Source organism: Paraburkholderia megapolitana (assembly GCF_007556815.1).
Lineage (GTDB): Bacteria > Pseudomonadota > Gammaproteobacteria > Burkholderiales > Burkholderiaceae > Paraburkholderia > Paraburkholderia megapolitana.
This window is the reverse complement of the sequence record NZ_CP041743.1, coordinates 2,685,998-2,712,150: the sequence shown is the minus strand read 5'-3', so window position 1 is coordinate 2,712,150 and position 26,153 is coordinate 2,685,998. Positions and strand designations below refer to the sequence as shown.

The 26,153-nt window shown below is 61.3% G+C and carries 22 protein-coding genes; 11 read left to right on the top strand and 11 right to left on the bottom strand.

Annotated features, from left to right (window positions below; translation table 11 throughout):
- The first annotated feature begins 428 nt into the window (after window positions 1–428).
- A complete protein-coding gene (locus FNZ07_RS11580) occupies window positions 429–1,544 on the top strand; it encodes a porin (RefSeq protein WP_091006447.1) in 1,116 nt (371 codons plus the stop codon).
- 370 nt (window positions 1,545–1,914) lie between these two features.
- Here the strand turns inward: FNZ07_RS11580 and FNZ07_RS11575 are convergent, their stop codons facing one another.
- Window positions 1,915–3,474, bottom strand: a complete 1,560-nt coding sequence (locus FNZ07_RS11575; protein ID WP_091006446.1) for a SulP family inorganic anion transporter — start codon at window positions 3,472–3,474, stop codon at window positions 1,915–1,917.
- Window positions 3,475–3,549: 75 nt separating this feature from the next.
- A complete protein-coding gene (locus FNZ07_RS11570; protein WP_091006444.1) occupies window positions 3,550–4,218 on the bottom strand; it encodes a carbonic anhydrase in 669 nt (222 codons plus the stop codon).
- Between the two features lie 275 nt (window positions 4,219–4,493).
- Between FNZ07_RS11570 and irlR the strand changes: the two genes are divergently transcribed.
- Both irlR and FNZ07_RS11560 read left to right on the top strand, forming a co-directional pair.
- On the top strand, window positions 4,494–5,165 hold the full coding sequence (gene irlR, locus FNZ07_RS11565; RefSeq protein ID WP_091006442.1) for a heavy metal response regulator transcription factor IrlR: 672 nt from the start codon (window positions 4,494–4,496) through the stop codon (window positions 5,163–5,165).
- Window positions 5,166–5,170: 5 nt separating this feature from the next.
- Entirely contained in the window at window positions 5,171–6,559 is a 1,389-nt protein-coding gene (locus FNZ07_RS11560; RefSeq protein WP_091006440.1) for a heavy metal sensor histidine kinase, read from the top strand.
- Between the two features lie 115 nt (window positions 6,560–6,674).
- Here FNZ07_RS11560 and FNZ07_RS11555 read toward each other — a convergent pair whose 3' ends face one another.
- Together FNZ07_RS11555 and FNZ07_RS11550 are read right to left on the bottom strand one after the other, a co-directional pair.
- Window positions 6,675–7,004 (bottom strand): DUF4148 domain-containing protein, encoded by a 330-nt coding sequence (locus FNZ07_RS11555; protein WP_091006438.1) that lies wholly within the window; start codon window positions 7,002–7,004, stop codon window positions 6,675–6,677.
- 89 nt (window positions 7,005–7,093) lie between these two features.
- Window positions 7,094–7,402 (bottom strand): DUF4148 domain-containing protein, encoded by a 309-nt coding sequence (locus FNZ07_RS11550; RefSeq protein ID WP_091006435.1) that lies wholly within the window; start codon window positions 7,400–7,402, stop codon window positions 7,094–7,096.
- Between the two features lie 276 nt (window positions 7,403–7,678).
- Between FNZ07_RS11550 and FNZ07_RS11545 the strand changes: the two genes are divergently transcribed.
- The gene (locus FNZ07_RS11545; RefSeq protein WP_091006433.1) at window positions 7,679–9,061 is read left to right on the top strand and encodes an MFS transporter; all 1,383 of its coding nucleotides are present in this window, start codon (window positions 7,679–7,681) and stop codon (window positions 9,059–9,061) included.
- Between the two features lie 73 nt (window positions 9,062–9,134).
- Here the strand turns inward: FNZ07_RS11545 and FNZ07_RS11540 are convergent, their stop codons facing one another.
- The 7 genes from FNZ07_RS11540 to FNZ07_RS11510 all read right to left on the bottom strand — a co-directional run bounded on the left by FNZ07_RS11540 (window position 9,135) and on the right by FNZ07_RS11510 (window position 18,897).
- Complete coding sequence (locus tag FNZ07_RS11540; protein WP_091006432.1) at window positions 9,135–11,315, bottom strand: alpha-galactosidase; 2,181 nt, start codon at window positions 11,313–11,315, stop codon at window positions 9,135–9,137.
- Between the two features lie 4 nt (window positions 11,316–11,319).
- Entirely contained in the window at window positions 11,320–12,171 is an 852-nt protein-coding gene (locus FNZ07_RS11535; protein ID WP_091006430.1) for a carbohydrate ABC transporter permease, read from the bottom strand.
- On the bottom strand, window positions 12,171–13,136 hold the full coding sequence (locus FNZ07_RS11530) for a carbohydrate ABC transporter permease (protein ID WP_091006428.1): 966 nt from the start codon (window positions 13,134–13,136) through the stop codon (window positions 12,171–12,173). Before FNZ07_RS11530 ends, FNZ07_RS11535 begins: the two co-directional genes overlap by 1 nt.
- Window positions 13,133–14,314, bottom strand: a complete 1,182-nt coding sequence (locus tag FNZ07_RS11525) for an ABC transporter substrate-binding protein (protein ID WP_322788629.1) — start codon at window positions 14,312–14,314, stop codon at window positions 13,133–13,135. Before FNZ07_RS11525 ends, FNZ07_RS11530 begins: the two co-directional genes overlap by 4 nt.
- A gap of 87 nt (window positions 14,315–14,401) precedes the next feature.
- Window positions 14,402–15,586 carry an ABC transporter ATP-binding protein gene (locus FNZ07_RS11520; RefSeq protein ID WP_091006424.1) on the bottom strand — a complete coding sequence of 395 codons (1,185 nt, stop codon included), beginning with the start codon at window positions 15,584–15,586 and terminating at the stop codon, window positions 14,402–14,404.
- Between the two features lie 32 nt (window positions 15,587–15,618).
- Window positions 15,619–17,730 carry a carbohydrate-binding protein gene (locus FNZ07_RS34030; RefSeq protein WP_245811285.1) on the bottom strand — a complete coding sequence of 704 codons (2,112 nt, stop codon included), beginning with the start codon at window positions 17,728–17,730 and terminating at the stop codon, window positions 15,619–15,621.
- Window positions 17,731–17,856: 126 nt separating this feature from the next.
- On the bottom strand, window positions 17,857–18,897 hold the full coding sequence (locus FNZ07_RS11510; RefSeq protein ID WP_091006423.1) for a LacI family DNA-binding transcriptional regulator: 1,041 nt from the start codon (window positions 18,895–18,897) through the stop codon (window positions 17,857–17,859).
- Window positions 18,898–19,304: 407 nt separating this feature from the next.
- On the opposite strand from FNZ07_RS11510, the gene FNZ07_RS11505 reads away from it, so the two are divergent.
- The 7 genes from FNZ07_RS11505 to glnQ all read left to right on the top strand — a co-directional run bounded on the left by FNZ07_RS11505 (window position 19,305) and on the right by glnQ (window position 26,121).
- On the top strand, window positions 19,305–21,434 hold the full coding sequence (locus tag FNZ07_RS11505) for a TonB-dependent receptor (RefSeq protein WP_091006421.1): 2,130 nt from the start codon (window positions 19,305–19,307) through the stop codon (window positions 21,432–21,434).
- Window positions 21,435–21,548: 114 nt separating this feature from the next.
- The gene (locus tag FNZ07_RS11500; protein ID WP_170275719.1) at window positions 21,549–22,424 is read left to right on the top strand and encodes a helix-turn-helix domain-containing protein; all 876 of its coding nucleotides are present in this window, start codon (window positions 21,549–21,551) and stop codon (window positions 22,422–22,424) included.
- A gap of 86 nt (window positions 22,425–22,510) precedes the next feature.
- The gene (locus tag FNZ07_RS11495; RefSeq protein ID WP_091006418.1) at window positions 22,511–23,410 is read left to right on the top strand and encodes a PhzF family phenazine biosynthesis protein; all 900 of its coding nucleotides are present in this window, start codon (window positions 22,511–22,513) and stop codon (window positions 23,408–23,410) included.
- Window positions 23,407–23,889 (top strand): RidA family protein, encoded by a 483-nt coding sequence (locus FNZ07_RS11490; RefSeq protein ID WP_245811284.1) that lies wholly within the window; start codon window positions 23,407–23,409, stop codon window positions 23,887–23,889. Before FNZ07_RS11495 ends, FNZ07_RS11490 begins: the two co-directional genes overlap by 4 nt.
- Before the next feature lie 98 nt (window positions 23,890–23,987).
- Window positions 23,988–24,743, top strand: a complete 756-nt coding sequence (locus tag FNZ07_RS11485; protein ID WP_091006414.1) for a transporter substrate-binding domain-containing protein — start codon at window positions 23,988–23,990, stop codon at window positions 24,741–24,743.
- Window positions 24,740–25,396, top strand: coding sequence for an ABC transporter permease subunit (locus FNZ07_RS11480; RefSeq protein WP_091006412.1), 657 nt, complete (start codon window positions 24,740–24,742; stop codon window positions 25,394–25,396). Before FNZ07_RS11485 ends, FNZ07_RS11480 begins: the two co-directional genes overlap by 4 nt.
- Window positions 25,393–26,121: a glutamine ABC transporter ATP-binding protein GlnQ gene (gene glnQ / locus FNZ07_RS11475; protein WP_091006410.1), complete on the top strand. Its 729-nt coding sequence runs from the start codon at window positions 25,393–25,395 to the stop codon at window positions 26,119–26,121. The genes FNZ07_RS11480 and glnQ overlap by 4 nt, the downstream gene beginning before the upstream one ends.
- Window positions 26,122–26,153 lie beyond the last annotated feature (32 nt).

Genomic DNA, 26,153 nt, shown 5'->3' with positions numbered 1-26,153 from the left:
TGGCGCTATGCACGTGTGTCTCGTCGGGGTGCGACGTCGCATACCGTTTCCTTATCTTGAAACGCACCTGCGCAGGCCATCGCTTTACGTGAGAAAGCAGATTCTGCGACACGAAAGGTGCGCCGACATGATCGCCAGATGACATTCCGGTCATCTCCCGCGCGAGTCATGCTTCGTTTTTTTAGTGAGATACGGCGGGAAACTACTTGGGACAGCCAACTGATGGCGATCGGGGCGTATTCCGTGACGAGTTGTCGCATCGGACAAGCGTTGTTTCTTCGCACTCCGTATGCAAATCGTAAGGCCATCAACTAGACTTTCACTTTGAAAGGTTTGGGCTCGCAAGGCACACACCGCTTTACTGGAGGCCATAGGGCTCCACTGTCCCACCCAGGTCGCAGGACCTGTTTTTACAAGGAATCTCCCTCATGAAAAGAACGCTGATATTTGCTGCAGTTGCCGCTTCGTTTGCCGGCACTGCACACGCACAAAGCAGCGTCACGCTGTACGGCCTGATCGATGCGGGCCTCACCTACACGAGCAATGTCGGTGGCGACGCCAACTGGGAACAGAAGAGCGGCAGCATCAACCAGAGCCGCTGGGGTCTGCGCGGCGCTGAAGACCTCGGTGGCGGTCTGAAGGCAATCTTCACACTCGAAAGCGGTTTCGAACTGGGCAATGGACGCGTTGCGAACAATGGCGGCTTGTTTAACCGCCAGGCGTTCGTTGGTCTCTCAGGGGAATTCGGTACCGTGACGCTGGGCCGTCAGTACGACGCGGTGCAGGACTATCTGGCACCGCTCACCGCGACGGGTAGCTGGGGCGGCACCTATTTCGCGCACGTGGGCAACCTGGACAACCTGAACACGAACGACGGCTCGTCGGTGAACAACTCGGTCAAGTTCGCAAGTGCGAATTACTCCGGTCTCACGTTCGGCGGTACCTACGGTTTCTCGAATCAAGCCGGCGCGTTCGCCAACAATCGCGAGTACAGCGTGGGGGCGGCTTACAAGAACAGCGGGCTGCGCGTCGCCGCAGCGTATGCACAGCAGAACAACGCAGGTGCAACTAACGTCTTCACGGATGCGTCCAACGGCGGTGCTTCGGACTTTGGTTCCCTCGGCCGGCAACGTCAGTTTGGTGTCGGCGCAGGCTACACGTACGGCCCGGTGGAAGCCGGCGTTGCATGGACGCAGGCACGGATCGACAACCTGCCCACAGGCGGCTCGTTCCGGGTGAACAACTATGAGGTGAACGGTAAGTACAATCTGACGCCGGCGCTTGGTCTCGGCGTCGCGTACACGTTCTCGGATCTGCGTGATTCCGCGCTTGGTGGCGACAGCAAGAATCGCTTCCACCAGATCGGCGCGCAGGCCGACTACTCGCTCACGAAGCGTACGGATGTGTACACCCAGGTGGTCTACCAGCGCGCGACGGGTGACGGGGCAGGTGCGTCGATCTATAGCGGCAATGCACTCAACGCTGTAGGGTCCAGTTCGCGCGATCAGACGGCTGCAACAGTAGGCCTGCGTCATCGCTTCTGACGCGTAGAGCTACACCAGGCTGATGGACGAGGGAGGCGCCCGCGAGGGCGCCTCCCTCTTTTTGTCGGAAGCCTGAGTAGCAGGTGGAAGGGTGACGAGCTGGTACGAACGAGCGTGGATGCGTGGATGCGTGGATACGAGACTAAGAAATCGAACGTCTCTTTGCAAAGCGAAGCTAACAGGAATTCGCTTCACAGCCACTCGAAGCATTGAGGGCGTGCAAGAGATGCGGTGACGTATGACGACGGACGGGGAAGATCCACAGACCACATGAGACACGCCGCTTGACCGGAACGGCACCAAGCGGCGTAGACGAATTCACTACACTGACGCACTGCCACGTACAACACGTGACAGTGAATTTCCCAGCTTACCGGCTGCGCTGAAACATCCGGAACCCGGTATACGGCGCGGCTTCCTGAACTATGGGCTCAAGCTGCCGGCATTCGACATGAATACCGCGCGCAGGCGCCTCGCGCACGAACTCATCGATCAACTCCCGCACGTCCGGATCGATAAAGTCGGCACGACTACCATCCACAACGACGGTCGCGTGATCGGGAACCGACTTCAGATGCGCCTTCAGGCTCACCTTCGCGAGAAACGACACGTCCTTGCGGAAAGACAGCAGGAAGTGATCGTCGTGTCGCGCCATCGTGATCGGTCGTTGCATGTGCGCTCGAACCGCGAGGATGATGCTGCAGACAATGCCGAGCACGATACCGATCAGCAGGTCGGTCAGCAGCACGCCTACGATCGTCACGATAAACGGCACGAAACGCGCACTACCTTGCTTTGCGACATCCGCGAACATCGACGGTTTGGCGAGCTTCAACCCCGTGAAGATCAGGATCGCGGCGAGACAGGCGAGCGGAATCAGGTTGATCACGGCAGTCAACGCGAACACGCTGACGAGCAGCAGCACCCCGTGCACGAACGCCGACCAGCGGCTCTGCGCCCCCGCGTGAACATTGGCCGAACTGCGCACGATCACGGAAGTGATCGGCAGTGCACCCAGTACGCCTGCCACCATGTTGCCGATACCTTGCGCTTTCAGCTCACGGTCGGGCTGCGCAGCGCGCTTCTTTGGATCGATCTGTTCGACCGCCTCGAGACTAAGCAACGTTTCCAGACTCGCGACGATCGCGATGGTGACTGCGAGGCGCCACACATCGGGGTTCATCAATTGCGAGAGCGCGGGCCAGTTGAACGCCTGTTCCAGTGCCGCAAACGAAGCCAGCGAAGGCAACGACACGCGATACTCGGCTGGCGGCGCAAGGCCGGGTGCAGCGACGTCCAGCAACAACGTCACTCCAATGCCGAGTGCGACAACCGCAAGCGGCGCAGGCACGGCACGCACCAGCGCGAAGCGTCGCATGCTTTTGGTGTCCCAGCTGGCGAGGATCGCTATCGACAGCAACGCCACCGCGCAGGCAGACAGCGAGAGCGCGCCGAACGGAGTGTCGATGGTGCCGGCTGCTGCATTCAGTGCGTCTGCATTGCCGTTGGCAAGCCCGGCCGCGAGCGGTAGCTGCTTGATGATCAGCAGCAGACCGATTGCGGCCAGCATGCCCTTGATGACCGACGAAGGCACATAGGCGGCGAAACGCCCGGTCTTGAGCATCCCGAAGCCGAACTGAATGGCGCCCGCGAGCAGTACCGCCATCAGGAACGAAGAGAAACTGCCGAGCCTTGCGATTCCGTCGACGACGATCACCACGAGCCCGGCGGCCGGGCCGCTGACGCTCAGATGCGAACCGCTAAGCAGCGCGACAACGAGCCCGCCGATAATGCCGGCCAGCAGACCGGCGAACGGCTCGACGCCCGACGCGTTGGCAATGCCGAGACACAGCGGTAATGCAACGAGAAAGACGACGGTGCCGGCAAACATGTCGCGTGGAAACGATGCAAACTGTTCGCGTAGGGTCATAGGGTTTGAATTCCAGAAGTTTCTTTGTGAGAGATAAAAGGTCGATGTCAGGCACGCGACTGGAACATCGCGCTATCAACGAGCCATCGTCTCCACCGCATGCAGATACTCGCGTACCGACACCATGCGGCTACTTGTCGCACCGTGCGGCAGATGAGGATCTCCGGACATCAGCACTTTGATACGGCCGTCGTGCAGCCCGAAAATCCAGCCGTGCACGCGCGGTGCATGATCGGCGTCGCGCACGATCGAAGTGGCGCGGATCGCGCGGACCTGCGCCATCACGTTGAGTTCCGCCAGACGGTTGACCCGCTCGTCGATACCCGCGAGCTCCTCCAGTTCCTCGTCGTGCGTGTGGGCAAGCGAGCACAACGGCGCAATACGCCTCGCGACATGCGGCAGATCCGACGGCACGGGTAGCAGCGCAGCCTTGACGCCGCCGCAGCCATAGTGCCCGCAGACGATGATGTCCGGCACCTTCAGGACCTTGACTGCGTACTCAAGCACGCTCATGGCGTTGTCGTCGGTAGGCGAAAACAGGTTCGCGATGTTGCGGTGAACGAATAGATCGCCGGGCGAGCAATTTGTGACGATCTCTGCAGGCACGCGGCTATCCGAACAGCCGATCCAGAGTGCTTTGGGACTCTGGCCGAGTGCCAGACCCTCGAAAAATGCCGGATCGCCGTGCGCCGATTCGGTGGCCCATGCAATGTTTTCCAGCAGCATGCGTTTCGTGCGGTTCATTGGGTGCTCCAGTGATGTGTTGTCCGCTTGCGCGGAACTACACGGTCGGATGGATGTCTGTTGCAGTGGACTTTTATTACAATTTGCCTTCATCGCTCCGCTTGCCGGCGGATCAACAGGCCTGAATCGAGACGATGTATCCGCTAGCGAAGGCGCATACATCGAGACTTCAGTGACCTAATCTAGCGATGACCCAGTGCGCGTGCATGACCGCCAGATGAGAAATTCGTCATGTGCTAACGCGCTGTGCAATACCTGCAATGGAAAAAATAGAAATGCGAATTCTGATCGTTGAAGACGAGGTTAAAACAGGGGCGTATCTGCAAAAAGGCCTGAATGAAGCGGGTTTTGTGACGGACTGGGTGCACGACGGCGTGACCGGCCTGCACCAGGCGAGCACCGAGGCTTATGACCTCGTCGTGCTCGACGTCATGCTCCCGGGTCTCGATGGATGGTCGGTGCTGTCCGCGTTAAGACGCACACACATGACGCCGGTGCTGTTGCTCACGGCCCGCGGCGACACCAGCGACAAGGTTAAAGGTCTCGAGATGGGCGCCGACGATTACGTCGTGAAGCCCTTCGATTTCGTCGAACTGCTCGCGCGCATTCGCACGATCCTGCGCAGAGGGAAGGGCCGCGATCCGTCGGTTCTGCAGGTGGCCGATCTTGAACTCGATATCACGCGTCGTAAGGCGACACGCCAGGGCGATACGATTCTTCTTACCGCGAAGGAATTCACGCTGCTGTGGTTGCTCATGCGGCGCGAAGGCGAGGTACTGCCGCGCTCGACCATCGCGTCGCAGGTCTGGGACATCAACTTCAGCAGCGACACCAACGTCGTCGATTCCGCCGTGAGACGGGTCCGGGCGAAGATCGACGATCTGTATCCGACCAAGCTGATCCACACGGTGCGCGGCATGGGATATGTGCTGGAGTGTCGCGAGTGAAACGGATGACCTACTGGTTTCTGCCACGTACGCTGAGCGTTCGACTGGCCATCCTGTTCGCGCTCGCGAGCTCGATCCTGCTCGCCTTCAACGGGTTGTGTCTGTACGCGGCGCTCAAGCAGAACATCACCGCCGACGCTGCACAGCAGATCTATATGACGTTGTCCGCGACGCGTTCGCACCTCGTCACGGAGCACAGCGAAGAGTCTGTTGCGAGTCATGGTCCCGCGTGGTTCGATCCATTCCATGCGCACGACAACATCGAAATGGCGATCTATGCCGCGGACGGGCGCGAACTCGTGCGCACTGCGCGCTTCAGGCTGCGTGAGGGCATCCTCGTCGATTCGGGCCGCGATCGTCCGCGAGCTGTCGATCGAACCTACGGCGTGTTCCGCTACGTCAGCGAGTCGGTGCCGCTGGTGGGTTCGGAGGGTCGCGCCGTTCGTGTGGTGGTTCAGTACGACGGTAGCCGTCAGGCGGCCTTGCTTCGTACCTATTCGATCAACGTCATGCTGGTCACCCTGCTTGGTGCGATTGCTTCCGCGCTGATCGCGTATGCACTTGCGAAGTTTGGTCTACGGCCGCTGAAGTTGCTCGCGGCGCGCGCCGATCAGGTGTCGTGCAGCAAGTTGATACAACCGTTGCCGGACATTCTCATGGCCGATGAGATGCTCGCACTGAACCAGGCATTCAACCGGATGCTGCAGCGCCTCGACGATTCCTTCGCGCGCCTGTCGCGCTTTTCCTCCGATCTCGCTCACGACATGCGAACGCCGCTAACCAACCTGCTCGCCGAGTCTCAGGTGGCTTTGTCGAGACCACGGGAATCACACGAGTACCGCACCGTGATCGAATCGGGCATTGATGAAACGCAACGCCTGTCAAGGATGATCGATGACATGCTGTTCCTCGCGCGATCCGAAAATCGCGCGGATCGCGTGAACTTCGTGCGGATAGATACGCATGAGGAAGCAGCGCGGGTTGCTGGATACTACGAGACGCTTGCCAGCGAGAAGGGTGTCGCTATTCGCGTAACGGGGAAAGCGCAGATCGACGGGAACCAGTTGCTCGTGCAGCGCGCGTTGAGCAACCTGATATCGAATGCGCTCGCGCATGCGCCGATGGGCAGCGAAATCCTCGTGCAGTGTACGGAGCGCGACGCGGTATCGGAAGTCGCCGTTGTCGATACTGGGCCGGGTATCGGCGCCGAGCATCTCGGGCGTATTTTCGATCGCTTTTACCGGGTCGATCCGGCGCGCCATGAATCGGCGTTGGGTTCGGGGCTCGGACTGGCGATCGTCAGTTCAATCATGGACGAACACGATGGCGAGTGCTCGGTGACAAGCGAGCCTGGTGTGCGCACGGCGTTCGTGCTGAGTTTCAAGCGGCCTTAGATCCAGCCGGCAAGAGAAACGGCACAGCTAGCGAAATCTCACAGCGCCGGATGAGTGCGGCAACTACATGCATCATCCGGCTTTCGCTTTCGTCGCCGTGCCAGTCAAGCTGCATTTACGAGCCGAAGTAGATATTGCAGAAGCTAACCGGTCCGACGCAGTGCGGGTTGCCGTGCGGCATCGGCAGCCCGTGCGGCTTCTCTCCAGCTTGCTGCGATCCGGCAGGCACACCGCCGTAGCTGCTCTTTGCCGCTTGCGCCTTGACCAGGTGTTCGTAGATCGGATGAACCGCCGGATAGGACGCGTCGGTCACGTAGCCGAGCCCGTTGGCCTGGGCTTCGATGAGTTGCTGTTTGACTTCAGCGCGTGTGAGACCTTGAGCCTGAACGGCCGCAGTAGAAAAGAGCAGGGCCGAAGCAAGGATGAGCGTGGTGATGGATTTCATGTACGACTCCAGTTATCTGTGGGACAGGCATGCGCCCATTGACGCATCTTCCCGATTGAGTAGTAAGGCGCTCACAAGCGCCACGTTGCTTACTTACCGGCGTTGTGGCGCTCGTACGCGGCATAGCGCGCCTTGTTGCGTTCGATGGTGCGTTCGTTCGGCGGGTAGTTCACGTCGTTCGTCGGCACGAGACCATTTCGTTGCGCCTCGATCAGTTCCTGACGGACCTCAGCACGCGTCTTGCCGTGATGCTTCGGCTTGACCTTCTTGTGCGTGTCCGTAGCGCCGGTGTGCACGTGGGAGTGCGGGGCTGACTTGTGCTGGTCCACTTCTGCGGAAGCCAGGGGGGAGAGGAAGGCGGCGAGCAGGCCAATCCCAAGTACGTTTCGAACTTTCATTTGAGCCTCCTTTAAGGTCGGTGCCGTGATTGACTCCGAGTGACTTCAGTGTGGCGTTCAGACGAATCCTCAACGTGATCTCAGGATGATGTTTCTGTCAGAAATGCTTTCTGGAGCGGGGATTTCAAATGGGTGTCACAAAGAGCCGGTAACGGCGGGCTTCGATATGCTTCGATCCGCGTCGAAGCATCCCGAAGAAAAAGACACTTAAGCTAGGGCCACTTCCTGCCCAAGCGATACCCCCATGACCCCACACACCGATAGCGGGCGCTGAGCATGGCCGAACTCGTTTCCGGCCGCAGCACTGCACAGCGTGTTCTGGCCGCGACCAGCATCAGCTATACGGTCGTTCTGCTCGATGCATCCATCGTCAACGTCGCGCTTGCGGCAATTCGCCACACGCTGCACAGCGACGTCGCGGGTCTGCAATGGATCGTCAACGCCTACACGCTGACGTTTGCGAGTCTGCTGATGACGGGCGGCACGCTCGGCGACCGCCTCGGCGCACGCAACGTCTACTTTGCCGGGCTCGCGATATTCGCGCTTGCATCGGCGCTGTGCGGGCTCGCCCCGAACCTCGCCACGCTGGCGCTTGCACGCGCGTTGCAGGGCGTCGGTAGCGCGATGCTCGTGCCATGCTCGCTTGCGCTCATCAACGATGCCTATCCTGTACCGGCCGAACGAGCCGCGGCTATCAGCGTCTGGATGGGCTGCGGTGGTGTCGCGATGGCTTCGGGGCCGCTCGTGGGTGGGCTGTTGATCCATCTGTTCGGCTGGCGCGGCATCTTCTTCGTAAACGTGCCGATTGGGTTACTGGGGCTGTGGCTCACGCTCTCGGTGGATCGAACAGCAGCCTCGCGCACGCGCTATTTCGATCTGGCAGGGCAGGTGGCCGTTGTCGTCGCGTTAGGCACGTTGATCGGCGTGCTGATCGAAGGGCCTGTGGTGGGATGGCAATCGGTGCCGATACGCCTCGGTATCGCGACGAGTTGCATCGCGTGGGCAGCGTTCTTTTTCATCGAAACCCATACGCGCAATCCGATGCTGCCGCTGCAGTTGTTCCGCAATGCGCTGTTCTCGGGGTCGACGGTCGTGTCGATGGCATCGGCGTTTATCTTCTACGGCATGCTGTTCACGTTCAGCCTCTACTACCAGCAGGTGCGCGGCTATTCCGCTCTCGACACCGGCCTCGCGTTCCTGCCGATGACCGGTATGGTGGCGCTCGGCGGCTTGCTGTCGAGCCGGTTCGTGAAGCTTCTGGGCGCGCGGCAGTCGATGTGTATCGCGTTCGGTCTCTATGCGGCGGGTGCGCTCGGGATGATGCTTTCGACGGCCAGTTCGCCGTACTGGCGTGCCGTGTTGCCGTTGCTCGCGATCGGCCTGGCATCGGGTTTCATTTCGCCGGCCGCCACGTCGCCAGCGCTCGGCACTGTCGAAAAGAGCCGCGCGGGCGTGGCGGCGGCCGTGCTGAATTCGGCCAGGCAAAGCGGCTCCGCGCTCGGCGTTGCGATTGTCGGCACGTTCATCTCGACCGTGCACGTGTTCCAGTCGGCGATGAACGCAGTGCTCGGCATTGTCGTCGTGCTGTCGGTGGCGGCCGCGTTTGTGTGGTGGGCGACGTCGCGACCGATATCGACCGGTGCGCGTCAAGCGCAGTGATGCGACGCTGGCGACATCGCAGGGACCGAGAATGCGCCGGAGTAACCAGCGCTTCCCGTTCCCGGACAATCCCTCAATCGTCCACCGCCACGCAACTGAACACGACCGCCGATTCCGGCGGCAGCGGCGGCACCGGCAAGCCGAGATCGCGCAACGTCGCGCCGGACAGCACGACACCCTCATCGGCCAGTGCCGCGAGAAGCCCCGACGGCTTTGCAAAATGCGGTGCCACGGGCATGTGCAGGATCTTCACGCGATAGCGGCGCTCTGCATCGAGCCCCCGCACGAGAAGCGGTGCGATATAGCGATTCGCACTTTCGAACCGCCGATAAACCGTAACGAGCGCCGCGCCGAGATCGCGAGCGACGATCTGCACCCACGCCAGCGACGGTTCGATATCTCCCTGCCGGAGCGTGCCGCTATGCGCGACGCCGCGCCACTCCTTGAAGAGCGCAATCCAGCGCGTCAGTTCGGCGCGTTCATCGGCGTCGAGCAGACGCACGTCCATTTCCAGACCAAGGTGACCCGGTAACGCCACCGCCGCGCGAAACGCCATGCTATGGCGACGGCCTGTCGTGTGCGAATCGGCGGGACCGATGTGCGCGCCCATGATCTCGGGCGGGAAGAAGCGCGTGAATCCGCGCTGGATGCCGATACGTGTCAGCGCGTCGTTGGAGTCGCTAGTCCAGATGCGATGCGTGTGCTGCAGCGCGCCGAAATCGGCGCGACCGCCGCCGGATGCACAACTCTCTATCTCGAGTGCGGGGAAATGGTCACGCAGGCGCGCCAGCAAGCGGTAGTACGCCTCGGTCTGACGACGATACGCAGCTCGACCGCGGTGTCCAGCCGAGGCGAGATCGCGATTCATATCCCACTTCAGATAGGCAATCGGATACTCGCGCAACAACACACTGAGCGTCGCGAACAGGTAGTTCGCCACTGCTGGATTGGCCAGATCGAGAACGAGCTGATTGCGACCGGTGATCAACGGGCGGCCCTCCAGTTGCATCGCCCAGTCGGGATGCCCGCGATACAGATCGCTATCCGGATTGACCATCTCCGGTTCGACCCATAAGCCGAATTGCATGCCGAGCCCGCGCACGTGATCGACGAGCGGTGCCAGTCCTTGCGGATATTTGCGCGCATCGGGCCACCAGTCGCCGAGCGCCGCGCGGTCGTTGTCGCGCCGATGGAACCAGCCGTCGTCGAGGACGAAGCGCTCGACGCCGAGTTGCGCCGCAGCGCTCGCAAGCGACTTCAGATCCTCCGGATCGTGCTCGCAATACACGGCTTCCCACGTGTTTAAGTGCACTGGACGAGCTGTCATCGTGCCGCCGGGCCACGCAAGGACATGTTCTCGCACGAACCGATGAAAACCGGCGCTCAGACCGTTGAGCCCCTGCGTGCTGAACGACAGATACGCGGTAGGCGTCCGGTAACGTGCGCCTTTCTCGAGCACGACTTCGCCGGGCGCGAGCCATTCGCCGATCTGGAGTTGTCGCCGGCCGTCGGCGAGCGGCTCGATCAGCATCGTATGATTGCCGCTCCAGCCCAGGTGGGCGCCGAGCACCGGGCCGTCGTCGTCGGCGAGTGTGCTGCCCACGATGACGCCGGGAAAGCTGTCATGCGAGGTACGTCCACGGCGGTTGTCCCGCCGCCAGGTAGCGATACCGAGTGGCTCGCGGTTTTCCTGGAACTCGAGCGTCCATCTGCCACTGAACCCCAGCACCTGATCCATGCCAGGCGCAAGCGGAACGCAGGCCGCGGCCAGCCAGTCCAGCCGGAACGGCGTATCGGCGCGATTCTCGATTTCGGCCCATGCGCTGACCACACCGGAAGTCGGGTCGAGCGTATAGCTCAGCGTCAACCCAAGACCCGCGACGTCGTCACTCAACGCGATCCGCAACGCGTGCTCGTCCCAGTTCAGGTCGTCTTCGCGAAAATCCTGCACCCAGTCGAGGTCGCCGCCGCTTGCAGGTCGACTGCCGGCGAGAGCCGGCTGGTTGAACCATCCCAGGCCGTGAATGGGCAGCAACGTAAGCGGTGGGTCGTTGGCCAGTATCGTCGGAGGAAGGGGCCGCGCAGCTGCGGCGGGCCACGCATCGGCAAGCGCGTCGACAAGCGGTGTAGCGAGCGGATCGGCACTCGCGCCGAGTTTCGCGCCGAAATGCCGCCACACAGGCAGAGCGCCGTTGGGTTCGAGAACGAGGCTGATGGCATCGCCAGTCAGATGAATGAGGCGTGTTGCGTGCATGCGTTTATCCCTTGGTGGCGCCCATGGTCAAGCCGGCGATGAAGTCTCTTTGCTTGAGAAAGAAAATGGCAACGGGCGGCAGGGCTGCGACGAGCGAGCCGGCGGCCACCAGGTGCCACTGCGCGACCCATTGACCGTTCAGCGCCCTGAGGCCGGCCGTGACCGGCATCGCGTGATCGCCCTGGATCAGCACGGTGGCCCAGAAATAGTCGTTCCAGACAAACGTGAAGATGAGGATCGAGACAGCCGCGATGGCCGGCCGCACGAGCGGCAAGACAACGCGCCGAAAAATCTGCCACTCGGTGGCGCCGTCCATGCGGGCGGCGTCGATAAGTTCGCCCGGCAGTTCCAGAATGAAATTGCGCATGAAGAATGTGCAGAAGCCGCTTTGAAACGCGGTGTGAAACAGCACCAGTCCGAGCACCGAGTCATACAGACCGAGGTGCAGACTCAGCGTGCGAACCGGCACCATGAGAATCTGGAACGGCACGAAGTTGCCGGCAACGAACAGAAAGAACACTGGCAGGTTCATGCGAAACCGGTAGATGCCGAGCGCGAAGCCGGACAGGCAGCTCAGCGCGACCGCACCGATCACAGCAGGAACGGTGATCAAAAAACTGTTGAGCAGATAGCGGGCTAACGGCGTGCCCTGAAAGATCGCGAGATAGTTCGATGCAATCTGCCACTGCGTGGGGGTGCCCCAGTAATTGCCCGCGAAGATGTCGGCGGGACCGCGCAGCGAGGTCAGCGCGATGGCGATGAGCGGCAGCAGCCAGACGACGAGCAATACCGGAAGCGCGATGCGGTAAAGCCATTGCACCGGTTGGCTGGTTTGCGCGATGGGCGTCGGAAACATCAGCGGTGCTCCTTTTCCTGCCGGTAGATGCGCACGAGCACGAAGCCGATGTAGAGCAGCATGATCAGGAACAGCACGGTTGCGATGGCCGAGCCGTAACCCATCCGGAAGCCGTACTCGCTGAGCGCCTGTTCGTACATGTAATAGGCCAGCACACGCGACGATCCGTACGGGCCGCCTTGCGTCATGATCGAGATCATGTCGAAGCTGCGCAACGCGCCAACCACGGTCACGACCACCGCCACGAAGGTCGCCGGGCGCAATTGCGGCAACACGATGCGCGTGAGCATCGTCCAGCCCTTTGCGCCCTCTAGCCGTGCCGCTTCGATCAGATCGGTGCGCACGTTGTTGAGGCCCGTCAGATAGAGAATCATGCAGTAGGCGATCTGCGGGTAGAGACCCGCGACGACGATGCCGTAGGTCGCGTAGCGCCCGTCGGAAAGCACGGCGATGCCATGCAGGCCGAGCAGGTGCAGGAGATGCGCGAGCAGGCCATTGGTCGGATCGTAAAACCAGCTGAACACGAGCCCGATCACAGCCTGCGAAATCACGAACGGAAAGAAAAACAGCGATTTGACGAGGCGAATGCCAAACACCTGCTGGTTGAGAAACAGCGCCATGAAGAGACCGGCAGGGATGGCGAGCATGAAGCCGATCAGCCAGATCAGGTTGTTTCTCAACGCGCCCCAGAAATCGGGATCGTGATACAGCTCGACATAGTTTGCGATGCCGATAAAGCTCGCCTTGCCGAGTCCGTCCCAGTTGTACAGGCTCAGCGCGAGCGACTCGATGACCGGCACGATCACATACACCGTGAATGCGATCAGTGCCGGTGCCAGGAAGAGCCACGGCGCAAGCGAGCGCTGGTGGCGCTCCCAGAACGCCGCGAGGCTGCGGCGAGGGGTGGACTCCGCGGATGAGGGCCTGTGCGGGTATGCGTCGGCCCCCGAATGCCGTCCGGTCATTTGTAGACCCGCTGACGGACCTGCTCGAGACGCGTCAGCACCGCTTCGCGTGCGTCGGGTTGCAGCATGTAGTGCTGAAAGCCGTCCATACCCGCTTTGGCCATCTCGGCGGGCGCATCGCGATCATAGAACTGCGAGAGTCCGGCTGCATCGGCCAGCATCGCCGCACCGGCTTTCAGGTACGGGTCGGTGGGGGCGGGTGCGTTGCGGCTGACCGGCAGTTCCTCTGTCATCGCACCGAACTTCGCCTGCACGTCGGCACGTGACATATACGTCAGGAAGCGTCGTGCGTCGGCCTTGTTCTTTGCTTTCGACGGGATATGAACGGTTTCGATCGGCGCTTCTTCCGCGCGTGGCAGGTTCGGCGTAATGGCGGGGAACGGCATGAAGCCAAGTCGGTCTTCACCGAGTCCCGCCTCTTTCATCGGCGCTACTGCGAAGGTGCCCATCAGGTACATGGCCGCTTCGCCCTTCACGAGTGCCGGCACAGCTTCCTGCCAGGTGTAGGACGCATGATTGGCAAGGAAGTAACCCGGTTTGGTCAACTCGTCCCAGCGATCGAACACGGCTTCGACGCGCTTGTCCGTGTACGGAATCTTGCCGCTCGTCAGATCCATGTGGAACGCGAAGCCGTTCACGCGCATGTCCAGATAGTCGAACCAGCTCGCCGTGGTCCACGTCTGCTTCGTGCCGATCGCGAACGGCGTGATGCCGTTGGCCTTGAGTTTCGCGCACGCATCGAGTAACGCCTTCCACGTGGTTGGCGGCTCGATGCCGAGCTTCGCGAAGAGATCCTTGCGGTAGTAGATGCCCCACGCGTAGTAGGTGTAGGGGATGCCCCACTTCTTGCCGTTGAGCGTCATAGCCGGTGCGGCGCTTTTCAGGCTCTGGTCCAGGCCGTTTTTAGCCCAGATGTCGGACACATCCTCGAACAGGCCCGCATCGACGAATGGCGCCATCCGGTGGCCGGCGTACCACGTCACGACGTCGGGCGGTTCCGCGGAAAGAAAGTTGCGAATCGAGGTCTTGTAGCCTTCGGTGTCGAACGTGTTGACCTTCACGTCGACGTCGGGATTCTCCGCTGAGAAACCCTTCACGACCGCATCGAATGCGGTTCTCACCGAAGTATCCGCCGCGTTCGAATTGATCACGAGTGTGCCGGCCTGGGCATACGACATCGCCGCCGCGAGCAGTAGCGATGCGGCGCCGGTCAGCGCGGTTTTTGCCATTTTCATTGTGTCTCCTCCAGTTGCGTTTCTGATATGTCAGTGGGGAAATGCCATTGGAAGTGCCAGATCTTCGGTACAGCGTGTCAGTGCATCGCCGCGCGCATCGAAGACATGTAGCGACGTAGCGGGGATCGATATCGGCAGTCGCTGTCCGGCATCGGCGCTCGCGTTGCCGGGCAGCTTGACGACCCAGGGCGCGAGCGGATCGCCGCTGTCCAGATAGACGTAGGTGCTTTCGCCGAGCCGCTCCTGCCACCGGACCTCGCGCACCAGATGCTGCGCGTCGGCGCCGTTGCCATTGCCATTGCCGGTACCGACGCCGGCGTGCTCCGGCCGGATGCCGAGCGTCAATGCTTCGCCCGGTTGCAGGCGTCGTGCGTCGACCGATGCGATCAACGTTTCACCGGTGTCGAGACGGACCTGCGCGTGTTGTTCGCTGGCGGACACCAGCCGGGCGGCAATGAAGTTCATTTTCGGCGACCCGATAAAGCCCGCGACGAAGCGATTGCGCGGCCGGTGATACAGCTCGAGCGGCGGCCCGCATTGCGCGATGCTGCCTTCCTGTTCGACGGCTGTGCCGGCATTGAGCAGCACGATGCGATCGGCAAGCGTCATCGCTTCGACCTGATCGTGTGTCACGTAGATGCTCGATGCGCCGTCGATGCCGCGATGTATGCGGGCGATTTCATGGCGCGTTTGCAGTCGCAACGACGCGTCGAGATTGGACAACGGTTCGTCGAACAGAAACACGCCCGGCTGGCGCACAAGTGCCCGACCGATCGCCACGCGCTGCCGCTGCCCACCCGACAGCGCCTTGGGCAAACGATCGAGCAGATGTTCGAGTTGCAGGGCCTGCGCTGTCGTATGGACCTTCTCGTCGATCACGCTCTTCTTCAGCTTCGCCAGCGTCAGACCGAACGAGAGATTTTCATACACGGTCATGTGCGGAAACAGCGCGTAGCTCTGGAACACCATCGCGATGCCGCGCTTCGCGGCCGGCACATCGTTCATGCGCCGGCCGCCGACGAACAGGTCGCCCGTCGTCAACGCTTCGAGTCCGGCGATCATGCGCAGCAAAGTCGATTTGCCACAGCCCGATGCGCCAACGAACACGCAGAACTCACCGGGCGCGATCTCCAGATCGACGTTGCGCACCACTGCCGCATGACGCCCGGCGGGACCATACGATTTGCCGACGCCCTTGAGCGCAATACTTGCCATGAATAACTCCGCCTGCGGGTCTGGTTACGACGTCATTGCGGCGCGGAGGCCGTGGTTGCCGTGGTGGCCGATGCGTTCACATCGTTGGTTTTCAGACGGCAACTGGACGGTGCGTCGACGACAGCGGTTTCGCCAGGTTGTACGGTCAGATCAGCGTAGGTGAACGTCGGACCTTGACGGCCTTCGGGTTGCACGATCCGGCCGATCCGGTGTTGTCCACGAACCGTCAGGCACAGATAGGCGCCGGGGAATCCGGCATGCCACAGATAAGGCGCCGCGCGGGTCTGACTCGTGTTCGTCAGCGTGCTGCGAGTCTTGCCGTCCTGCCGCAAGGTGATCGAGCCGTTACCGACCGGAATACTCGCCACCTGTAGCCAGCCGATGTCGGACGGCAACTGCGAGACCGTCGAGACTGCACGCTGCGCCGCATCGGGCTGCACGCCTAACAATCCATCGATCACCTGGCTCACGAGCGTGAACGAAGTCTCCGGATAGTCGCCATTGAGAAACCCGCCCGAATGCAAATCGTTGATGCGGTTATAGACGTACTGCATCCACGCCCATGCGGTCGTACCGTCGTTGACGGTGAAGAACGCGTCGGGCAGATACGTGACGGCTTCGAGATTCGGCGGCGTGGAGGTGAGGGCCGTCGCGTTGAGCCAGGACATGTACTGGTCGCGTCGGTTGCCGGGCGCCATGATGCCTTTCATCGGCGCGAACCAGCTCATTTCGGAGCCCCATGCAGTAGAGCCCACCGAGTCGATGTTGTAGCTGCGGATCACCGCGAGTGGGTTCGACGGCGGCACGCTCCACGTCGTGTTGTAGTAGCTGTAAAGATCGGCGGCTTTTTCAGCGTAGGTTCTTGCCGATGCAAAGTCGCGCCGCGCCGCGGAGAGCGAGGACATCGCGAGATAGGCCTGGTATTGCGTCGAGACGGCGTCGGTGGCTTCGACTGGATCGTCTCCTGCGCTTTCGTTATAGCTCGCTACACCGAGGAAGATGTTGCCGCCGTTCTCCTGCGCGAGATTGATCTGCCGGCCATGTACCTTGCCGTCGGGGATGAGACCCGTGTGCGCCGCAATGAACGCGCTCACGGTGTTGGCGACGAAGCCTGTCAGAGCAGGGTTGGTTGCGTAGTCGGCGTCGCCGGTCCAGCGGTAGCCGTCGTTCATGCGCTGCGAGAGGTCGAACGGAGCGGGCAGTTCGCGGACGAAGTTGGTGTCGCTCTTGTAGTCGGTGGTGCCGGTCGAACCGTCGAAATTGATGGCCCACAGCGGAAAATAGCCACGGCTAGCGGTTGCCGAGGTAGCGAAACCTTCGAGCATCGTCTTGTTCTGCACATCGAGCCCGAGCATGTGCGCGCCGAGGAACTGATGGGCGAAATCGCGCGAGTAGTAATACGAGCGGAACGGATAGCCCGCCCAGTACGACGGTGTGTAGACACCGGTGCCGCTGCCGCTGCGATTGTTCTCATCCATGTTGACGACACCGGCCGTGCCGGTCTGCCGCACCCAGGAATTGGCCTTCACTTTCGCCCAGTCGAACATCGCCACGACGGTCGGATTCGACGAGGTGATCTGCGGGTCGTTCGGTGCGGACGGCACGACTTCGATATCGTCGATATTGATCCAGCCGCGTCCGCTCGATGAGGCGAACGTGATCGTGACCGTGTCGCCGGCTGTGACGGCGATGCGCGGCAGCGTGTACTTGACGTACACACCGGTGGCTAGCGTTGCAGGGAGCGTGATTGTTTGCGCCGGTGCGCTGCCGCTCCTGATCGAGAACGTTCCGCCAGTGCCGTTGGGCAACGCTGCGATCCATGCCGAGAAATCGTAGGAGCCTGTGACCGTCGATTGAACAGATTGCGAAACCGAATAGCCGTCGCCCTGATCGAGAAATGCCAGATGCGCGCCCGAATGCGGATTGTTGGTCGCACACCCTGCGCCGGAAGTAACAACCCACCAGGATGAACAGGCGTAGCCCGATCCGGCCTGCTCGAAACCTTGATCGTTGAATTGCAGTACCGGCGTGGTCGCCGCCCTTGCACCAGGTGCGGCGGCAAGCGAGGCGAAGAGGGCGATTGCAGCGAGACGGCCAACACGTAATTGCTGTTTCGACGAACCTGCACGTGAGATGCTGTTCATGAGTCTTGTCTCCTCCGGGGGATGTCGTTCTGGTCGACTACGATAGAGATAGCGATACGGTTGCCGGTGTATCGCATGCCCACCGGTTCCACCGATCACTGCAACTTCGTTCTGCGGCACACGCTTTCAGGTCGGGCTCGCACCGCAAGAGCGCCTGACCACCAACGGCACGATCGCTTTCACGTGTGCCCTTGCCGACGATTCGCCGGCCATGATTCGTAGCAGCATCGCGGCTGCTTCACTGCCTTCGGTGAAGGGCTCCGTGCGCATCGTCGTCAGCGGCGGTGCGGCGTACGCGGCGAGCGGAATGTCGTCGTAGCCGACAATCGCCATGTCGTCCGGAATGCTTAAGCCCGCGTCGCGCAGCGCGGCCATCGCACCGAATGCGATCGTGTCGTTGCCTGCGAACAGCGCCGTCACGCCAGAGCTGCGCGCGAGAATCGCGCGCATCGATTCGGCGCCGCTCTGGGCGCTGTAGTTACCGTACGAGACCCATGCGGGATCGACCTCGAGATCGGCGGCCTGCATCGCATCGCGAAAGCCGAGCAGACGTTCGCGCACGATCGGATAGTCGTCGTGGGCGAAAGCGATGTGCGCGATGCGCCGATGACCGAGCGCAAGAAGATGTTCGGTAGCCCGACGCGCGGCGTCGCGATTGTCCGCGTCGATGCTGTGGACGTTGTCGTGCCCGGTCAGATTCGATCCGAAGACGATCAGCGGGAAGCCATTGCCGGCGGCGTCGTTCAGATAGCTGAAATCGGCCTGACGCGGGTTCAGCGCGATCAGCCCATCGATCCGTCCGCTGTCGACGAGGTTCAGGCACGCGCCGGCCGGGGCGGCGTGATTGAGCGGTTCGAACAACACCTTGTAGCCGCTTGCCTGGCACGTCAGCGTGACGCCGGTCAGAAAGCGCGGAATGTAGGCGTCGACATTGGCATGTACCTGATCGTCGTGCGGCATGAGCAAGCCGATGGTCTGGGTGGCACCGCTCGCGAGCGACAGCGCCATGGCATTGGGCACATAGCCGAGTTGCCGGGCAGCCGCGAGGACGCGTTCCCGGGTCTCGTCGCTGATCCCCATACCGGGGACATTGTTGAGCACGAACGAGACGGTGGTGCGGGACACGTTTGCAAGGGTTGCGACCTGGTGGCTGGTGGCGCGCTTCATCGACTTTTCATCAGACTTTTTGGGCCAGCTAACACGTGTTAGCTGCAGATTCAAAAAAATGGCTGCTGACAGCCACCGGTGCGTCGAATATCGCCAAAACACCCTAGCTAACGCGAGTTAGTAGAGTAGATTCTCGAGGGGATAAAAAGCAAGCTTCCTGTTCCAGGGAATTCCCGGGGTGGCTTCGGCTGGCATCTCAATTTCTGGCGACAATTTGCCGCGCTATGCGACGTATGAGCGCGAGCGCAAGTTCGATAAAGTTCGCGATTGAGAAAAACCATCAACGTCCATCGAAGAAGGCTGCACGGCTCGCGAGTCGAAGCGGCCTGCCCAAGAGTTTCTCCATACTGCGCGTCGCTCTTTTTCGCCGACATTGATCCGGCGCGGAACATCCTCAAGTATTGACAATGAAGATTCGCAAGCACAAAGAGAAATGGCTGGTACCGGCCTGCTTCGCCATTGCGTTGACGGCACAGGCCGAGCCGCTATCCCGACAGGATCCCGACACCGATACGGACGAAACCGCCGCTAGCGAGCAGGACAGAACCGCCGCTGCAAGATCGAAACGAACCGCGCCCGCAAGCACCGAAGACTCGACATTCGTACTAGGCGCCATCGAGGTAAGCGCAGTGCGTACCGGACCGCTTTCGACACGAAACATCCTGAGCTCTGTCGATCGCGTCGAAGCGAACCGTATCGAGAACCAGAACGTGCGCAGCCCGTGGGAGCTCTTTGGCCAGATGCCGGGCGTCCTGCTCACCGACTTCAATCAAGGCACGACCTCGGGCAAGATCTCGTTTCGCGGCTTTAACGGCGAGAGCGAGATCAATGCAGTCAAACTGCTGATCGACGGCATTCCATCGAACAGCAACGATGGCAGCATGCCGTTCATGGATGCGGTCTTTCCGCTCGAGATCGAATCGCTGGAAACCGTGCGCGGCACCAACGACCCCCGCTATGGCCTGCACAACATTGCCGGTAACGCGACCATCACGACGCTGAATGGCGGCAACTACGCCAAAGGCCGCGTCGGTTACGGAAGCTACAGCACGTACAACGCGGAAGCAGTCGCCGGTCACGAGAGCGACACGTTCTCGCAAAACTATGCGTTCGGCTATCGTCGTTCGCAAGGCTACCGGGATCATTCGGACATGGACAAGGTAGGGGTCGCGGGCAAGTGGTTTTACAGCCCGAGCGCGGCAGTGCGACTGGGACTCTCCGCGCGTTACGGTCGAACCGCCGCCGACGAGCCGGGCTATCTGACCCAGGCCGACGCGCACAGCAATCCGACCGGCTCTTACGCATTCAACAACACCGATCAGGCAACGCGCGAAACCGGTCAGTACGCCGCGTATTTCGATGTCGATCTGACTGACCGGTTGTCCTCGTCGTCGAAAGCCTATTTCAACACCTACAGGGATCGCCGCTGGGTCAGGTTCTCCGCATCCGTCAGCCAGCAGGAGCGCTTCTCGGATGAACAGCAGTTAGGTTTTCTGAGTTCCCTGACGTACCGCCCCCACACGACGGGGTTGCCATGGATCAAGGATCTCGCGCTGGAAGCGGGCGTCAGCGGCGAGTGGCAAAACAATCGCAGCCAGCGCTGGCTGACGCGAGACCAGGTACGCACGTCGCAAACCCGCGATCAGACGTTTTCGTACGACACCACAGGCGCCTATGTGCAGGCCACCTTCAAGCCGTTCGACACGCTCAAGCTGATTCCAGCCTACCGCGTCGATATGGCGAGCGGCCATCTGACGAACCATCTGTCAGGCCAACGCTACGACATGAACGACTACGGCGTGATCCAGCAGCCGAAGTTCAGCGCGGTCTACACGCCGTGGTCCGGCTACAGCTTCTACGGAAACTACGGGCGGACGTTTCAGATCGGGGTCGGTGCGGGAGCCTACAAGATTCCGCCGCGCGTGACGGACCTCGCACCTTCGGTCAACGACGGCTGGGAAGTCGGTCTCAAGTTCAGCCCGTTCGAGCGGCTGGACGGACGCGTAGCGTACTGGGAGCAAACTGCTTCCAACGAGGTGCGCCGCAAGGCGAACGATCCCACCGGCGACTTCGACAATCTCGGCAAGACGAAGCGCAAGGGTTTCGACGTGCAGGCCAATCTGCTGCTCGCGCGCGACCTTAGCGTGTGGTTTGCCTATACCTACCAGATGGCCCGCATTGTCGATCCTGGCCCAACCAGTCTGGGGAGCTCCGGCAAGCAGGTAGACCACGTACCGAATCACCTGGTATCCGCCGGCGCGGACTATCAGGCCACCCCGGACCTGCGCCTGTCGACATGGGGCAACGCGCAGAGCGCGTACTACCTCGAACCGACCAATTCGACCGGCAAGTTCGGTTCTTCTGTGCGGTTCAATGCGAGTGCGTCGTACCGGTTTTCGAAAGCGGTGACATTAGATGTGCAGCTAACCAATCTGCTCAACCGTTACAACGAGTACGTCTGGTATGACGGCGTGCAGACGCTGCATTCGCCGGCAGCGGGCCGTGCTGCTTTTGCTTCGCTCACCATGAGTTATTGACGTTGTATCCTTCGCCGGTACGGCAGCGGAATTGCTCTCGGAGCACGCTCCTGTGCCGTCGGCGTCATGAAGCCGGCAATGTGTGTCCCACTTCCCGTTGCAAGGGGCATCGCCATGCTGCGATCGTTTGTAGAACTCCGCCAGCCGGCGGACAGGAATGCGCTGATAGCGGCCGACGACGGGCACGCCACGCTCGCGGGCGGCGGCAACTACGCGATGCCGTGGCATTGGCACGATTGTATGATGTTCATCCTGCCGAGCCACGGAACCGTCGAACTCAAGCATGAAGATCAGCGTAAAGGCACGTGGCTGTCGCAGGACCGCTTTGCGGTGGTGCCGGCCGACAGGGCACACCAGACTCAGGCCGGCTGCGGCGCGCACAATCACATCGCGCTCTACGTTACCGACGAAGCACTTCGCCGGCTCGATACCGGTACCGGTTCGCTCAACGAATTCCGCCGGCGCACGCGCACCACGGCGCTCGTGCGCCGAACCTCTGCGATTCGCGCGCTACAGGAACTGTCGATGCGCAGCGATATCGGCGCTTACGGTAACTCGAGCATCCGCCATGCGCTGTCGTCGGCGTTGCTGATGCAGTGCATTGCCGAGGTGATCACCGGCAAGACGATGCCAGCCACGTCGCCGCGCGAGCATGGCATGGCACTGGTTACGGATCTGAAAGCGTTCGTGATCCGGCACGCCGACCAGAACATCCCGCTCGATGCGCTGGAGAAGCGCTTCGGCATCTCCCGGCGACACATCACCCGCCTGTTTCGCGAAGATACCGGTTTGTCGATCGGTGAGTTTCAACAGCGGGCGCGTTACGAGAATGCGTGCAGGCTTCTGGCCGAAACGGATCTTCCAGTCGGCGAGGTGGCATTCCGCGTCGGATTCGACAGCGGCGCCGCACTCGCGCGCGCCATGCGCCGCATCGGTGGGCATTCGCCATCCGATGTGCGTACACCGATGGCCCGTTCGATCAAAAGGTAAGGCCCGTTCGAACGCGCAGTCTGCCGTCGTTCCCCCTAAACTGACCGAACAGAAAAACATTCCTCGGTCAGCGGGGCAATACCGTCATGCATCAACGCCACAGAGTCGAGCTGGTCAATGTGTTCGCAGCGGGTCCCGGCGGCGGTAACCCTGCGCCGATCGTCGTCGACGCCGCCGGTATGTCCGACGAGCAGATGCGCGAGGTCGCCCGCCACTATGGCCATGAGAGCGGTTTTGTCTTTCCCGCAGCGCCGGATTCAGGCTGCGACTTCGAGTTTCGCTTCTGGGTCCCCAACCACGAGATGTCGATGTGCGGACACGCAACGGTCGGCGCACTCTGGCTGCTCGAGCGGATCGGGCGGTTGCAGCGGGATCATGTTTCCATCTGGACTCGAAGTGGCCGCGTCGATGCACGCATTACGCGTGATGCGACCGGTGCCACTGCTGTTGAGATTTCTCAACCGGCGGGTCGTATTGAAGCGTTGCCTGACGCGGAACAGAATCGCGCGGACATTCTCGATGTACTCGGCATCGTCAGCGAGCAACTAGCCGCACTGCCGATTCAAAACGCGTGCACCAGTCGCGTCAAGACGCTGATTCCGCTGGCCAGCGCAAGCGACCTCGATGCGCTTGAACCGCGGCTCGACAAGGTAGAAGCGCTATGCGAGCGGATCGGGTCCACGGGGCTCTATCCCTACGTCACGCTGGATGCGAGCCGGCAAATCTTCGACGCAAGGCAATTTCCGAAATCTTCGGGCTATCCGGAGGATGCGGCGACCGGTATTGCGGCATCGGCTCTCGCCTTCGGGCTTCTGTCAAACGATATGGTCGAGGCATCCGATCGCGTCATTACGATTCGTCAGGGGCGTGTCATGCAGCGTCCGTCGGAGATTCTGGTTCGCTTCAGTCTCTACGCCGGGCGCCCGGATCGCTCCTGGCTGGGCGGCATCGTCCAGCTCGAACAGAACGGGAGGACCTCGTCATGATGGCCGATATCGCTACACGCGTTGCACAGTTAGGTCTCGTACTGCCCGCGCTGCCGTCGCCACGCGGGGCGTACCTCGGCGCGGTCGTGCACGATGGGATCGTCTATGTGAGCGGGCAGGTGAGCCGCGTCGGTGATGAGGTCGTCACAGGCCCGGTCGATCGGAATACGCCCGACGACGTTATCCGCAATGCGGCGCAGGCCTGCGTGCTGCGCGCACTGAGCGTGCTGGCCGCGACGGCCGCACCGACCGCTTCAGTGGAACGCATCCTGTTCCTGCGCGGCTTCGTCAACTCCACACCCGATTTCAGACATCACGGCAGAGTGATGGACTTCGTCTCGACGTTGCTCTACGACATATTCGGCGAAAGCGGACGATGCGCGAGGTCGGCAGTCGGCGTCGCGAGTCTGCCGGACAGTGGTCTGCTCGAGATCGAACTCACGGTGACATTGACACCGGAACCTCGTCTGCGTCTATAGCGGCGATCTATAACCTGCAGCAGCCAAGCAGCATGAGACGACCTGAGCTAGTGCAGCTCTGGAAGGCTCTCGATCGCCTATCTCCCGTGGAGGCACCTATGAATCGTCGTCAACTTCTGCAAACCGGCCTTGCTGCCATTCCTGCAATCGGTCTTTCCCGCTTCGCGAAAGCAGCCAGTGCGGAACTGATCGTCGGTTCCAACGTAGGTGGCCCACCGTTTACGTTCAAACAGGGCGATACCTATACCGGCTTCGATATCGATACCTGGGCTGAGGTGGCGAAAGGGTTGAACGTCAAGTGGCGTGTGCAACCGATGGAGTTCGGTGCCCTGATTCCCGCGCTGCAGACCCGCAACATCGACGTCGTGATTTCCCAGCTATTCATCAAGCCGGAGCGCCAGAAAGTCATCGATTTCTCCGATCCGTACTACAACAGCGGACTGATCGCGGTGACGCGCATCGATAACGCCACGATCAAGACCTCCGCTGATCTGGCCGGCAAAAGCATCGGCACCGAAACGGGCACGATCGCTGTCGACTACATCAAGAATCACATCAAGGACGCGACACTCGAACAGTTGCCAGGCATCAATAACGCGCTGCTGGCGCTTGAAGCAGGTCGCACCGATGCGGTCGTCTACGACAAGCCCGTGTTGCTTTACTACGCGAAAACGGCCGGCAAAGGCAAGGTGCGAGTCGTGCTGCCGGCGCTCGAAGGTCGAGACGTCGGGATCGGCTTTCAGAAGGGGAGCCCGCTCGTCGCGCCGGTAAACGTTCAGCTTGCTGCGATGAAAGCCGATGGACGATTGAAGGCGCTGAATCTGAAATGGTTCGGAGAGGACACGGCGTCATGAACTTTGACTGGACGGTCGTCGTTTCCGCGCTGCCGGATCTGCTCGAAGGTCTGCGACTTACGCTTGTGATTGCGCTGGCGGGTCTGGTCGGGGGTGTTGCGCTCGGTATTTTCTCGGGCGTGGTCCTGACCTACGGGAGCTGGTTGCCGGCCGCGCCGGCTCACGCGTATGTCGCGTTGATTCGCGGGACACCGATCGTCGTTCAGGTCATGTTTGTATACTTTGCGTTGCCCATCATGATGGGGATCCGCATCAGCGCGACGAGCGCGGCGATCACCACGCTGATCGTCAATTCGGGCGCCTATAACGCGGAGATCGTTCGCGGGGCACTCGGTAGTGTGCCGATCGGGTTGCGCGAAGCCGGCCTCGCGATGGGTATTCCGTTTCGTACGGTTCTTGCCCGTGTTATCGCGCCGGTTGCGTTCCGTCGCGCGCTGCCGGCCATGGGAAACCAGTTCGTCAGTCTGGTCAAGGACACCTCGATTTTCCTCGTCATCGGTGTCGGCGAACTCACGCGGCGCGGTCAGGAAATCATGGCCGAGAACTTCCGGGCGGTTGAGATCTGGACCGCGGTGGCAGTCATTTATCTGATCGTGATCAGTCTGCTTGCGCTTGGTCTGCGGGTGCTTGAACGGGGAGTACGTCTGCCATGAGCATGATCGAATTTCAGGGCGCCTCGAAGCAGTTTGGCGCACACGTCGTCCTGCAGCCGATCGATCTCGCCATAGAACGCGGCGAGGTCGCAGTTGTCATCGGTCCTTCGGGATCGGGGAAATCGACGATGCTTCGTTGCATCAACGTGCTCGAGAAAATCAGCGGCGGCGATCTGCGTGTCGACAATGTCAGCGTACTGGGTTCTCCGAACGAAGTCCGGTCGATCCGGCTCGAAGCGGGCATGGTCTTCCAGCAGTTCAACCTCTTTCCGAATCTGACGGCCATGCAGAACGTCATGTTCGGACCCAGGTGGGCGCGCGGTCGTTCAAAGGCAGAGGCACGCGACATCGCCGCCGCGCTGCTACAGAAAGTCGGCCTCGCCGAGCGGATGAATCACTATCCATCGCAGCTTTCGGGCGGTCAGCAGCAACGTGTTGCGATTGCGCGTGCGCTTGCCGTCCAGCCGAAACTCATGCTCTTCGACGAGCCCACTTCGGCACTCGATCCGGAGTTGCGGCAGGAAGTGCTGAGGGTCATGCAGACACTCGCCAACGACGGCATGACGATGGTCGTCGTGACACATGAGATGGGTTTCGCGCAACGTGTCGGTTCCCGCCTGCTGTTCATGGACGCTGGACGCGTGGTCCACGACGGCAAGCCCGCCGAGTTGTTGTCGGCGCCGCCCAGCGAACGCTTTCGCGATTTTCTACAGCACGTGCATTAGGTTTGCTCGGAGATGTATCGCGCGCAGGTGTA